General features: G+C 63.4%; 11 protein-coding genes. 9 read left to right on the forward strand and 2 right to left on the reverse strand.

The features are described 5' to 3' along the window. Positions 1 to 322 precede the first annotated feature (322 nt). From G6N32_RS21365 to G6N32_RS21395, 7 genes are read left to right on the forward strand one after another with little or no spacing between them, the layout of a single operon-like run. A complete protein-coding gene (locus G6N32_RS21365) occupies positions 323 to 2,746 on the forward strand; it encodes a phage tail protein (RefSeq protein ID WP_115321753.1) in 2,424 nt (807 codons plus the stop codon). Positions 2,747 to 2,772: 26 nt separating this feature from the next. Beyond that, on the forward strand, positions 2,773 to 3,798 hold the full coding sequence (locus G6N32_RS21370) for a phage tail protein (protein WP_115321754.1): 1,026 nt from the start codon (positions 2,773 to 2,775) through the stop codon (positions 3,796 to 3,798). Continuing rightward, entirely contained in the window at positions 3,795 to 5,585 is a 1,791-nt protein-coding gene (locus G6N32_RS21375; RefSeq protein WP_115322060.1) for a Gp37-like protein, read from the forward strand. The genes G6N32_RS21370 and G6N32_RS21375 overlap by 4 nt, the downstream gene beginning before the upstream one ends. A gap of 16 nt (positions 5,586 to 5,601) precedes the next feature. Further along, on the forward strand, positions 5,602 to 6,051 hold the full coding sequence (locus tag G6N32_RS21380) for a phage gene 29 protein family protein (RefSeq protein ID WP_115321755.1): 450 nt from the start codon (positions 5,602 to 5,604) through the stop codon (positions 6,049 to 6,051). Further along, the gene (locus G6N32_RS21385) at positions 6,048 to 6,473 is read left to right on the forward strand and encodes a hypothetical protein (protein ID WP_115321756.1); all 426 of its coding nucleotides are present in this window, start codon (positions 6,048 to 6,050) and stop codon (positions 6,471 to 6,473) included. The genes G6N32_RS21380 and G6N32_RS21385 overlap by 4 nt, the downstream gene beginning before the upstream one ends. Next, positions 6,463 to 6,894 (forward strand): hypothetical protein, encoded by a 432-nt coding sequence (locus G6N32_RS21390; RefSeq protein ID WP_115321757.1) that lies wholly within the window; start codon positions 6,463 to 6,465, stop codon positions 6,892 to 6,894. The genes G6N32_RS21385 and G6N32_RS21390 overlap by 11 nt, the downstream gene beginning before the upstream one ends. Positions 6,895 to 6,903: 9 nt before the next feature. After that, the gene (locus G6N32_RS21395) at positions 6,904 to 8,925 is read left to right on the forward strand and encodes a hypothetical protein (protein WP_115321758.1); all 2,022 of its coding nucleotides are present in this window, start codon (positions 6,904 to 6,906) and stop codon (positions 8,923 to 8,925) included. A gap of 35 nt (positions 8,926 to 8,960) precedes the next feature. Here G6N32_RS21395 and G6N32_RS21400 read toward each other — a convergent pair whose 3' ends face one another. Together G6N32_RS21400 and G6N32_RS21405 are read right to left on the reverse strand one after the other, a co-directional pair. Then, positions 8,961 to 9,275, reverse strand: a complete 315-nt coding sequence (locus G6N32_RS21400; protein ID WP_115321759.1) for a DUF2510 domain-containing protein — start codon at positions 9,273 to 9,275, stop codon at positions 8,961 to 8,963. A gap of 28 nt (positions 9,276 to 9,303) precedes the next feature. Continuing rightward, positions 9,304 to 10,845: a recombinase family protein gene (locus G6N32_RS21405; protein ID WP_115321760.1), complete on the reverse strand. Its 1,542-nt coding sequence runs from the start codon at positions 10,843 to 10,845 to the stop codon at positions 9,304 to 9,306. Between the two features lie 186 nt (positions 10,846 to 11,031). Here G6N32_RS21405 and G6N32_RS21410 point away from each other — a divergent pair, with 186 nt between their 5' ends. Beyond that, positions 11,032 to 11,328 (forward strand): DUF732 domain-containing protein, encoded by a 297-nt coding sequence (locus G6N32_RS21410; RefSeq protein WP_115322061.1) that lies wholly within the window; start codon positions 11,032 to 11,034, stop codon positions 11,326 to 11,328. A 13-nt stretch (positions 11,329 to 11,341) separates the two neighbouring features. Further along, entirely contained in the window at positions 11,342 to 12,523 is a 1,182-nt protein-coding gene (locus G6N32_RS21415; protein ID WP_115321761.1) for a sensor histidine kinase, read from the forward strand. Positions 12,524 to 12,526: the final 3 nt, after the last annotated feature.

A 12,526-nucleotide genomic window follows, 5' to 3' on the forward strand; every position in this document is an offset into this window, starting at 1 on the left:
CTCTCGCCGAGGTTCGTCCTGGCCCTGGTCGTATGTCTTCCCAAGGAGGGCGCGTTCTACGCGGCCCGACGCGGTGGCATGCAGTACCGGGGCTGGGATGAGCGCCTTTACGCGCTAGCGGAGCTTGTCGACGCGCAGAAGGCAGGCAACCACCTGTTCCTGCTCGCTAACCGAGACCCGGCCAAGTCAAAGCCCAAGCTGCCCAAGCCATTCCCACGTCCAGATGATCTAGAACCGCAAGCCGCCGAGCCCAAACCGGGTTCGTTCGCGGCGATGGTGGTGGCCGCTAAGCGGGCCGCCCGTATGAAGAGGGAGCAGATGAATGGCTAGAAAGGCCGGTATGGCGACCGGCGTGGAGGTCGCACGGATCTCCGTGAAGGTGTCTCCGGACTCCAAGAAGTTCCGGTCGGAGCTGGCCAGAGACCTTGAGGCGATTGAGAACTCGCTGAAAGTGACGATCGACGTCGAGCCGAACCTGGGCAACTTCCGGGAGGAAGTCAAGGCCAAGACGGCAGGCATGAAGACGAAGGTGAAGGTCGACGCTGATGTCGACCGGAACTTCCTCTCGGGCTTCGCCGACAAGCTCGCGAACATGAAGGGGCCGAGCTTCGGCTCGGGCATCAACCCGGCTGGTTACGCGGTGATCGCGGCTGGCGTGCTCGCCACGCTGACCCCGCTGATCGGAATCGTGTCGACGGCGCTGATGGCGCTGCCCGGTCTACTGGCCGCTGTGCTCGCACCGATCGGCGCAATCACGTTGGGGCTGGACGGGATCAAGAAGGCCGCAGAGGTCTTGAAGGGTCCGTTCGATCAGCTCAAGGGCGTGATGTCGGACGTGAACCAGAAGGCGTTCACCCCGGTCTTCGAGCAACTGAGCAAGGTATTCCCCGCTCTCGAGCGGTCGCTGCCCTCGGTGTCCAACGGTCTGGCCAACGTGGCCAAGTCGGTGGTCGACACGATCACCTCCAGCGCTGGCATGGCCAAGCTCGAGGGCTCGATCCAGAACATCGGCTCCGCGATCAGCAACGCAGCTCCGGGCATCGGGAAGTTCACCGACGGCCTGCTGGGCCTGGTGCAGTCCTTCACCGGCAAGCCGCTGCAGGGAATTGTGGACTGGTTCAACAAGGTTGGCGATTCGTTCTCGGCGTGGGTCGAGAAGATGACTCGACCGAGCTGGTTCACCGGCAAGACCCCACTCGAGGAAGCGTTCAGCGGACTCGGGGACACGCTCAAGATCGTGCTCGACGCGCTGGTCGACATCGGCAAGCAGGGCATCGACTTCCTGAGCGACCCGCAGAAGATCCAGAACTTCAAGGACGACCTGCAGGGCATCGCAAACCTGTTGCGGGACATCGTAGATCTCTCCGACAAGTTCAGCTCCATCAAGGTGCCTGAGTGGGCAAACATCAACCCGCTGAAGTCCAAGGAGGACCGCGAGGCAGGCAAGAAGCAGGACCCGTGGTTCGACGGCAAGATCGGCAAGGGGCTCGACTCGTTCGAGACCTGGCTGGACAACGCGTTCAACGTGAACTACGTCCGCGACAAGTTCGACAGCCTGTTCGCCGACAAGAAGTTCCTCGGTGACGGGCCAGACTTCTCTGGCTGGGCCGAGAAGATGCAGGCCCCGTTCGTCACGGCGTCCACCTTCATCCGCGACAAGTTCAACGAGGCTGTCGCGAGTGTTGAGGGTGTTCTGTCGGGAATCGGTGAGCGCGTCCAGGCGACGTTCTCGACCATCTTCTCCACGATCCAGAATCCGGGGCAGATGCTCGTCAACGCGTTCAGCTCGATCGTCCCCACGATCGCGGGAGTCTTCTCTCAGATCAGCGGTATCGCTCAGGGCACCTGGAACGGCATCGTGGCCGCTGCCCAAGGTGCCTGGAACGGAGTCACCAACGCGGTGCAGTCCGCGTGGGAGGGCATCAAGGGTGCCGTCTCAGCGGGCGTAGAAGCCGTCATCGGCTTCGTCTCGGGTATGGGTGGCCGAATCGTAGGTGCGATCACGAGCATCGACCTGAGCGGCGCTGGACAGGCGCTGATGAACGGTCTGCTCGGCGGCATCAAGGCTGGCGCTCAGAAGGTCTACGACTTCGTCTCTGGCATCGCTGCCAAGATCGCGGCCCTGAAGGGTCCGCTCCCGTACGACAAGGTCGTCTTGATCCCGAACGGTGAAGCCCTGATGCAGGGTCTGCACACCGGCATGAGCAACGGCCTACAGGACGTGCTCTCGCTGGCGAAGGACGTTGCGGGGCAGATCAAGCAGGCGATGGAAGCTGGCACCGACGGCTCGGGGATGTTCGACAACCTCAAGTCTGACGATCTGAAGCAGATGCTGGCAGCTCTCGAGGAGGAGAAGAAGCGACTCAAGGTTGAGTACAACGCCGTCCCCAAGGACGACAAGGCCGGCCGCGAGGCGCTCCGGAACCAGCTCGATCAGCTCCAGGCGCAGAAGGATCTGCTGAGCTACCAGAACGACCGCATCAAGAACGAGCAGAAGTTCGGCGACGTCGCTGATGACGATCCGCTCGTGAAGGCTGCGTCCGGTCTGATGAAGACGCCTGTCGACTTCGCGAAAGCGACTGGCAAGCAGTTCCTTTCGGATCTGGGCATCTCAGGCAACGGCGTCATCTCGAAGGCGATCACCGAGGGCATCCAGTACATCTTCCAGATCGGTTCTGTCGATGAGGCGATGTCCATCAAGGACCGCACTGAGTCGAAGAACGCGCTCTCAATCGTCGGTCGATGACTTGACACCCAACAGGAGGTAAGCAATTGATCACCGACACCATCGTGGAACTCGAGGGTGTCAACGGTGAGCGTTTCAATCTGACGACCGGTGACCAGGGAGTGTTCCTGGCCACAGACGTGGAGGGTTGTTTCTACGACCCTCCCGTCAAGGTCGTGATTGAGGAGCCGGGGAACTACCCCGGTGCTCGCTACTTGAACCACCGAATCCTGAAGCGCGACATCGTCTTCGGGGTCGAGATCCTGAACGACGCGAAGTCTGGCTCGAAGAGCTGGCTCTCCCGCGACTCGGAGTGGCGCAAGGCATGGGCGTTCAACCGCGACTGCAAGCTCTACGTGACCACCCCGGATTCCGGTACTCGGTACCTGCACATCCGGCTGTTCGAATCCCCCACGGTCCAGATGAAGACCGACCCTCGTGGCAACACGATCAACCTGACCGTCATGTCGTGCATCGCGTACGACCCGTTCTGGTACGAGGACGACAAGGTCTTCTCGGCGAAGACCAAGCAGGACACCCGATTCAAGCCATCAATGATCAACATCCCCGGCCAGTGGCCGTGGGAGAAGCTCCCGCGAGAGACGCTGAAGATCAAGGTGGGGCGTGGCCAAGGAGGGCTCAACCCGACCGACCAGTACATCGCCCCGAAGTGGACTGTCCCCGGCTCCACCGAGCCGATCCCAGACTTCGACATGAACCTGCTGGGCGCGAGCATCTCTATCCCGATCCCTTGGGAGAAGGCCCCGTTCACTCAGTTCATCCTCCCGGACTACTCGTTCGAGGACCCGGAGTTCGAGAACCGACGGCTGAAGCTGCCGGGTCTGATCTACGGAGAGAACTGCGTCATCAACACCGACCGCCGCGAGGAGCAGATCAGCTCCGAGAGCGGCTCTCAGGTGTGGGCTCGGATGAACGGCGTCCGGTTCCGGAACATGATCCCGCCCTACACCGAGGAGCGTGAGTTCGAGATCACCGCGTCTGGGTGCGCCCCAGGCCAGGTGGTCACCTTGCGGCTCCCGAGGCCGTGGACGCGCTGCTGGGGGCTCGAATGAGTGGCCTGAAGTCGCTCAAGGAATCCGAGGATCTCTGGAAGAAGATCCAGGCCCGGATGGCCAAGCGCGAGCGGGACCGTCTGAAGCCGCCCGAGGCCGAGCTGTACGACGGCGACTACCGCCTCCGAGGCTTGGTGGCCGGCGAGCGGGTGCTCGAGTTCGAGTTCATCGAGAACGAGACCGGCGTTGCGACACTGCAGCTTTCGCTTGACCACTACCTGGCCAAGTGGGTGATGAACCACCGTGGCCGCGCCAAGCGCAACGTCCACATCGTCATCGAGAAGCAGGGCGCTCGCTGGAGCGGGTGCATGGACCACTATCGCGTGGTCAAGGAGAAGAACGGTGACGCTTACCTCGAGATCGTGTTCCTGCACGACTTCGAGCAAACTAAGCATATCCGCGTCTGGTGTAACCCGTTCCTCAGGCCCGAGGTGCAGTTCCCCAAGATCTGGATCATCTTCGGTCCGGCCAAATGGTGCATCCTGGTTACGCTTTTCGTCAATCTACTGAGGTTGGAGTCGAGTCTCTGGACACTCCCTGATGACCCTACGGACATCAACGAGTGGATGGGTCCGAGCTTCAACCCAGCAAACTGGCGCAACATCGTGAAGCCGTTCCCGTTCCTCGCAGACAAGTCGCCCGTCGACATGGTCTTCTCGAGGTTCGGGACGTTCTACGACACGGTCAAGAAGCAGCTCGAGGATCACCAGCTCACGCTGACGTGTCGCCGGTACCTGAAGGACCGCGACCCTCACCCGTTCGATGATCTGAAGGGCCTCTGGGGAATCCCGGAGGTCGAGGATCTTCTGCAGCTCATCCCGCTGCGCCACGGCTGTCTCGTATGGGACGTCGAGGACAACGGTGGCTGGGGCACCGAGACCGCCTTCGGCGGCTCGTGGCTGACCGGGTTCGTCCGGGCGGCGGTCAACCTGACCTCCGACGGGCAGGTCGAGGGCGTGGACGTCTTCTCGGGCGACTACAAGTACCCCGGCGAGTACTACAACCCACTGTTCCTGGGCACCAGCCCGAAGTCTCCGTGGGTCGTATTCGAGGAGGGTCCGCTCACTGGCATCACCGCATCTGAGTTCTCGTACTACGAGGCCACTGACACCAGCTTCCTGGCCGGTGGAGGCTCGGCCCCTGGAATTAACGAGGGCATCAGTGCTCTGATCAACATCGGAGGCGATCTCCTCACCTCGTACATCAACTCGGCTCTCGCGAGCCTTGGTGCGTTCGGTGGAGCTATCGACCTGCCGCCTCTGGGCGGCCTGATGGATGCGGTGCTGGAGCCGATCTACTCGGATGTCTTCGGCGCGTTCATGGAAGTGCCCACGCTGCGTGCGATGGGGATGTCACTTCCGATCGCTGGACTCGAGGACATCAAGACCAGTCTCGGTGACTTCCACTACTTCGAGGGAATGGTCGAAGGCAACATGCGTGCCTTCACGCTCTCGGCGTTTGCAGGCATCGCGGCTGAGATCCACCGCACCCGGACCAGGACGGCCCACACCCTCCAGGTCTCCGACGCAAGTCCGTACATCTTCGCACCGAATGGCTACGGCCACTGCTGGATTGGACATCGCGTCGGCACGTCGGTGCTCGGTTACCCGATCGAGCACCAGTTGTTCGTTGAGCGGATCAAGCGGCTGAAGTACCGGATCGACAAGGACGGCCCCTCGGGCTGGCAAGTCACGGTCGGCTACCGCGAGGCGCAGAGTCCCGCTCTCCACATCCTCGAAGAACTCAAGCGCTTCAACGGCGCTATGGGGCAAATCGGGCTCTACTAACACGAAAGGCACCGCCATGTCGATTCCCACACAAGAAGCTCACGACCCGAATGACCCACGGCAGCATGCCATGTGGGCTCTACGCAACCTACCGATGGTTGCGGGTACCGGAGCTATCACCCACCCTGGTTACCTGGCCGATTGGTCAGAACACCTGTGGAAGTGTGGGTTTCGGCATGTCGACGCTCTGAGGGCGCTGGCTGATGAGAACGGAAACATCCACGTCAGCCAGCTCCCTGAGCAGGAAATCAGATTTCAGCAGCCCTTCCGGGGCCAGCGTCACCACATGAATCCCGCTGCCCGATGGGTCGGTCTCGATGAGAAAGACCCTGAGCCCGTTCGCATTCCGAACATTCGGCAGCTCACTGACCAGGAGAACCAAGCGATGATCAAGCAGTATCAGGACGCCGGGTTGATCCCCGACGGTTCCGTTGGCCCGCCTTTGGGCGGCGAGGTCATCGAATGACCTACCGCTACACTCCCCCGTTCGGCATCAGGGTGCTCCAGATCGTCATCCTGTGCGAGGCGATCCTCCGAGGGATCGCGTTCATCCTGACCCCTCAGGTGACCCTAGCCACCACCGACATCGTGGCCAGCGCGCCGATCCAGGTGTGGGGCGCAGGCTTCATCACCTTCGCCGTCGTCGGCCTGTTCGGTGAGGCTCTGATGTCCGGAGTCCCGCTGAGCGCCAACGACTCCAGCGCAAGGGCGTGGCCCAGCTTCGTCGCCCACTCGGGCCTGATGATCCTCTACAGCGCCATGACCCTGGCCTATGTCGCAGCCGTCTTTGACGGCGAGCATGCCCTGTCCACTGCACCAGGAGCGATGGCGGTGTTCGCATACGTCCACTGGCTCTTCGCCCGTAGGAAGAAGTCCCATGTCACCTGAGATCTGGCAGTACCTGCCGCAGAACTGGATCGGACTCTTCGCGGTCATCATGTTCGTCCTGTACGTCGGGTCGCAGATCATCGAGAAGTTCGAGGGTCTGGCCAAGGTGCTCCCCGGCGGCAAGTGGTGGCACGACCGGCAGAAGGACAAGCGCGGCCGGCGCAAGGAACTCGTCAACGATGACAACGAGATCATTCGCGCTCTGCAGGAGCAGGTTACGTCGATCGTGCTCGAGCTGGCGACCGTCCGGGAGACGCTCCGCTCGTTCACCGCGTGGTCGGTCTACGACGCCCGCTGGCACCACCAGGCGCTCGTTCAGCACGCCGACAAGGACTGCACCATGTCGGACCACCTCGACTACTTCGCTTTCGAAACGCTCTGGAAGGCAGACCCCATCGGGGCCTCTCGTCTTCCCCTCTGAGAGGCTTAGATGACTGACTACCCAGGCGCGGCAGTAGAAGCTGCCGACGCCGACGGCGCATTCCAAATCGGCGGTGGCTCCTACAACTTCGGCCAGAAGTACAACGAGCAGATCATACGCTCGATGTTCTCGATCCCTGCACCGACCCCCGGCACCGCACTGAACCTCCTTCGGCAGCAACTAGAACGGCTGCCGTTGGACGTTCTGCGGCAGTTCCAATCACTCCTCCCGGCTCCCCCGGACGCGTGGAACTCAGTCCAAGGCGCGGTCAACGCGATCACCAACGCGCTCACCGACGTGGCGAAGTTCCTCGGCATCGACCAGTGGGACGACTGGCTCCTCAACGTATTCAACCACCTGTCAACGGAACTCAGGCAGATGATCGACATCCTCGGTGGTGCGATCGTCACGCCTATCAACGCCGCCGTCGCGGCGGTGCAGGACTGGTGGGTCAGCGTCAACGTCTACGGACAGAACCTGACCGTGCTGATCCAGAAGCTGCTGGCCAACCCGGCAGAGGTCATCGGCTCGATCCCGCAGACTCTGGTCAACGGTCTCAGCGGAGCCCTGGGCAACCTGCAGTCGATGATCAACCAGTTCGGCGACATCGTCAACGGACTCGTAGTCACGCCAATCACCCAGGCAGTGGCCAACTTCCAGAACTGGTTCCTCAACCTGATCGGCTTTCAGCGCGAGACCTCGAGCACGCAGATCAACCTGCAGAACTTCGCCATCTCGGCGGTCACCTCGACAGCGCGGAACCCCACCTGGGTCTGCCGCTACCCGATCGGTGACGTGGTCTACCCGGAGTACATGAACGCCCAGTACGAGGTGTACGGCTTCACCGACGGCCAGTCGGCCGGCACGGCGCACACCCACACGCTGAGCTTGAACAACCGTGCGTACTCCGACGCCGCAGGTTGGTCGGTGCTCCAGAACCAGTCTCGTGGCTCGTACATCACGATCTCGAACTCGACGGTCATCGACACGATGGGCATGATGCTCTGGAAAGAGGGCACTACCGCCCTCAACAACGTCTTCATGGAGCTGTTCCGGGAGAACGTAGATGGCAGCATTACTCGCCTTGTCTCCGTTGACGTTTCGTCGCTGATCACCACGAGCACGACCTATGTCGAGACGAGCATCCCCGGCCAGATCGTCCAGGCCGGTGAGCGCTACCTGATCCGTCTCCGGAACGCGTCTACCACGAACCCGATCGTCAGGTCGGTGTCCATGACGCTGACCGACGCGATGGTTCAGGGCCAGTTCTACACCAGCACGGCGGCAACTAGCGGCAAGTCCAGCTACACCGCTGCTGAGTGCTCCACTGCCCGTGGCGCTTCCATGATCTCCCCCTGGGGGCTTCTGGCTGCGAAGAACCTGCCGCTGACCGACCAGTCGTTCTCCGACGACTTCAACCGCTCCGCGATGGGCGGTCTGTGGTCGCTGATCACCGTCATCGCTGCGGGATCCGCTGGCCCGCAGAAGAACCTCGCGATCGTCAACGGGAAGTGCGTCAGCACCGGCTCGATCACCGACGGTGGGGCTCTCTTCAAGGGAACGCAGAGCGCGGTGTACGTCCGACCGACGAACGGCGATGCTCAGCGAGTCGACGGAAACGTCTACCCCGCAACCTCATCCCAGTTCCACTCCGGGCTGGCGATGCACTGCTCCCGAGACGGCTCCCAGGCCGTCGTCCTGGCCGTAGCCAACAACCGCGTGGCTATCTGGACGGGATCCCTGACTGCGGTCTCCATGACCGAGCGGAAGGCCGTAGCAGGCGGCGGTGCAGGTCTCTACTCGATGTACTACGACGCGCCTCGGAACACCTACGTGGTGCTCAAGAACGGCGAGCCGATCGGTCTCGAGTGGACTGACACTGACAACGTCGTTCAGCACGGTCGCGACTTCCGCTACGGCGGCGTGCGACACGGCAGGGAACTGGGCCTCGGCTCCGGACCCATCGACAACTGGACGCTCCGTGACTGGCAGCCTCCGATGTCCGACGAAGCTGCTGCGGCAGTAGCGTAAGAAAGTCCCCCTCTTCGGAGGGGGCTTTTTTGCGTTTAGCGGTACCGGTCCGACATCTTCCACCAGCAGTACGTCCACGCGAAGCAGAAGAGGAACAGGATGCCCGAGATCGTCGCCTGGGACTCGTAGTACGCCCAGCCGAAGAACGCCGTCGGTAGCGCCGACAGACCGGCGAGAAACAGGAACAAGGGGTTCCGGTCCTTCGGCTTCTCAGCGACCGCCTGAGAGGGCGCTGGCCCCTGCTGTGCCCCGCTGAAGTTTGGTGTCCACTGCTCGCCGTCGAACCACCTGAGCCCCGGTATGCCGTTCGGATCCGGATACCAACCCGGTTGCACCGGTCGGTCGTACATAGATCTCCCCCTGTGAGAGTGCTGTGAGCTACCCATCGTAGCTTCGATCGAAGTAGCTGCGCTCGCCCTTCCGACAGAGCAGGTACCTCAGGCCCGCGTCGAGATAGAGCTGCCTCCGCTCGCTCTCGTCGGCGGCTTTCCATGCGTCAGCTTTCGTCTGGCCGGTCTCCTCGATCGCCCACCCCGCTGCGCGGCTTGGAGTGGCCGCGAGCTGGTCGCGCTTGGCTACCTGGGCCTTCATCCTCTCCAGCCACATCCGCTCGTCCTCAGGAGTCGTCAGGAGGCCGGCGTCGGACTCCATCCTCAGCCGCTCGATGGTCGCGTTGACTTGCTCCAGCTCGGCACTGCGATCCTCCCCCGGCACGAACACCTTGCGGGTCATCGGCTCATCGCCACGGAAGTAGGTGAACTCGTGGGCAAGCTGAAAGTCCACGTCCTCGGCCTTGGCCGTCACGCCGTTGCAGTTGAGCGGAGTCCGACCACAGCGGTAGTAGCGATAGTCCTCGCCCCCGCTCCGATTCTTCGTGTGCTGCTGGGCCAGGGACGCCCCGCAGATGCCCTCGGTGACACCGCACGCTGGACAGCCGGTGCATCCGCAGAAGGCCACCCCGAGGACTGGGTTCGCGCTCCTGCTCGGGTTGCGCCGCCCGATCTTCCGGAGCTGGGCAGCCTTCTGGATCTGCGCCCAGGTGGCGTCATCGAACGTCGGCGGAGCCATCCGGATCGGATCCCCCTCGGAGTCGAGCACAGTCCTCGCGTGCTTGCCTCGCCCAGTCATCTTGAAGCCCTGTGTACGTGGAGAGGTCAGCCCGTCGATGACGACGTTGACGTTCCACGGACGAGCCTTCGGTGGTTTGCCAGCAGCCGCCCGAGCGCGGTCCATGTTGGTGAGCACACCCTGCTCGTTGAGCCACGCCGCGATGCGGATGAAGCTCCAGCCGTCCAGCAGACGGCGAGCCATCTCGTGCAGCAGCTCCTTGCCGACCTCGTCGGTAGCTAGACCCCTACCCTTACCGCTCGGATGATCGACCACCTTGAACCCGAGAGGCGGTACTCCGGAGGCCCAGCGGTCCATGCCGCGCAGTGCCCGGTGGCTGTCCTGAGCCCTCGTCTTGAAGCGGTTCAGCTCGAGCTGCGCGAAGAACGATCCGAGGTAGACGAACAGCTCGGCCATCATCTCGTCAATACCCTTCACGGCTCCTGGCCGCTTGGGTCTGTAGTCCAGCGTCAGCCCGTCGTCGGCGAACGCCACGACCTTGTGCTGCTCCTCAGCCCACCTTGCGAAGTCGACGCAGTGCCGGGTAGACCGGAAAGCGCGGTCCATCTTCGACCAGACGATCACGTCCCACTGCGCTGCGCCCTCAGGCGTCAGCCACGGCCCGAGGTCTGGCCGGTCTTCCGGACGCTTCTCGGCAGAGACACCGAGATCCTCGAAGGTCCCAACGATGTTGTAGCCCTTGGAGATTGCCCAGTTAGTCGCAGTCTCGATCTGAGCGAGATGCGAGACCTTCTGAGGCCCTTGGACTACCGAGACTCGTGCCCCGACCAGGGCTCTTGGCGCTGAACTCATTTTGTAAGTGTATCGGAACCTGCTGATCCAGCAGCATGCCGGTCAGCAGGGCGAACGGATCCTCACTCAACAGGTCGTCGGACGCGGGATCTCCGGTGAGCTGCAATCTCGCCATGGCCGACAGTCTAGGACGACGATCGGATCGGTTCGGGTATCTGCGCCGCTGCGGTGTGCAATCGTGAACGCATGAGACGGGTGATTGCTCCTGCGGTCGCGGCGGTCGCGACCGCTCTCGCCTTGGCCGGCACCGCGCACGCGATACCGGATCAGGGCACCCCCGAATTCGACCTGTACATGCAGGGCCTGGCCCGCAACGGCTACAACCTGAATCCCGACACCGCGTGGCGCGTCGCGCATCAGGCGTGCATCGGCGGCATACCGGGATACATCGGTCTTGAGCTGGCGGCGCAAGGCGTGATCGGCCCCGGAGCGCAGGAGCGGGTGTTCGACGTAGCCCGGAAGTACGCCTGCCCCGTCCAGTAGGCGAGGCGCCGAGATGTCGGGTGCGGTAGCGCTCGCGCTGGCGGTCGCGCTCGCCGCGGTCGCATTGATCGTCGGCGCGATCGCCGTGCTGACCCGCAGCGTGGTCACCACACCGGCCGAACGGACGGTGCACGCCGCGCTGCACACCGCCTCGCTGGCGGCACGCTCACTGCGCAAGGGTTTGGACGCCGACTCCGCGACCGGCGCCGCCCCGCACCTGCGCGGCCTCACCGGCTCGGACGGCGTCGCGCTCTACGACGGCGACACCGGTCTGCTGGCACTCGATCCGCTCGGTGACGCGCTGTGGACGCCGGCCATCCTCGAGGTCTGTCACCACACCGCCCGGGACGCGATCTCCGGCCAGCGCCGAGTGCTCGCCCGCGACCAGACCCCCGCCGTGGTGGCCCAGCCGCTGCTCGACGACGACGGCACGGTGATCGGTGTGCTCGTCGTGGTCAACACCGCCGAACCCTCGCCCGGCATGCTGGGTGCGGTCGCCGAGGTGGCGCGCTACGCCGCCAGCCAGCTCGAGCTGGCCGAACTCGACGCGTCGCGGGCCCGGCTCGACCGGGCCGAAGTGCTCGCGCTGCGCGCCCAGATCAGCCCGCACTTCATCTACAACGCGCTCAACACGATTGCCTCGTTCGTCCGCACCGATCCCGACCGGGCCCGCGACCTCATCCTGGAGTTCGCCGACTTCACCCGCTACTCGTTCCGCTCCGCGGGCCCCTACACGGTGCTGGCCGATGAGCTGCGCAACATCGATCGCTACCTGACTCTCGAACGTGCCCGGTTCGGGCCCAACCTGTCGGTGACCCTGCAGATCGCACCCGAGGTATTGACCGTCGTTGTGCCGTTCCTGGCATTGCAGCCGCTGGTCGAGAACGCGGTGCGCCATGGCCTGGCCGGGCGGCAGGGCGGATCGATCGAAATCATCGCTCACAACGAGGGTTCCGACTGCGTCATCAGCGTGGAGGACGACGGCGTCGGCATGGATCCGGACGCCCTGCGCTCCGGGCACGGCGACGTCCTCGGCGACGGCGAGCAGACCGCCCACGTCGGGCTGAGCAATGTCGACCATCGCCTGCGCGCGGCGTTCGGCAACGACTACGGTCTGGTGGTCGAGACCGCCCCGGGAGCGGGCACGAAGGTGATCATGCGAGTGCCGAAGTTTCGCGCGGGCGTCCACGTCTAGGAG

Source organism: Mycolicibacterium aichiense (assembly GCF_010726245.1).
GTDB lineage: Bacteria > Actinomycetota > Actinomycetes > Mycobacteriales > Mycobacteriaceae > Mycobacterium > Mycobacterium aichiense.

Coding starts and splice junctions, on each gene's coding strand:
- G6N32_RS21400 (WP_115321759.1), bottom strand. CDS start 9,275: ATGTACGACCGACCGGTGCAACCGGGTTGGTATCCGGATCCGAACGGC.
- G6N32_RS21365 (WP_115321753.1), top strand. CDS start 323: ATGGCTAGAAAGGCCGGTATGGCGACCGGCGTGGAGGTCGCACGGATC.
- G6N32_RS21380 (WP_115321755.1), top strand. CDS start 5,602: ATGTCGATTCCCACACAAGAAGCTCACGACCCGAATGACCCACGGCAG.
- G6N32_RS21410 (WP_115322061.1), top strand. CDS start 11,032: ATGAGACGGGTGATTGCTCCTGCGGTCGCGGCGGTCGCGACCGCTCTC.
- G6N32_RS21385 (WP_115321756.1), top strand. CDS start 6,048: ATGACCTACCGCTACACTCCCCCGTTCGGCATCAGGGTGCTCCAGATC.
- G6N32_RS21415 (WP_115321761.1), top strand. CDS start 11,342: ATGTCGGGTGCGGTAGCGCTCGCGCTGGCGGTCGCGCTCGCCGCGGTC.
- G6N32_RS21375 (WP_115322060.1), top strand. CDS start 3,795: ATGAGTGGCCTGAAGTCGCTCAAGGAATCCGAGGATCTCTGGAAGAAG.
- G6N32_RS21390 (WP_115321757.1), top strand. CDS start 6,463: ATGTCACCTGAGATCTGGCAGTACCTGCCGCAGAACTGGATCGGACTC.
- G6N32_RS21405 (WP_115321760.1), bottom strand. CDS start 10,845: ATGAGTTCAGCGCCAAGAGCCCTGGTCGGGGCACGAGTCTCGGTAGTC.
- G6N32_RS21395 (WP_115321758.1), top strand. CDS start 6,904: ATGACTGACTACCCAGGCGCGGCAGTAGAAGCTGCCGACGCCGACGGC.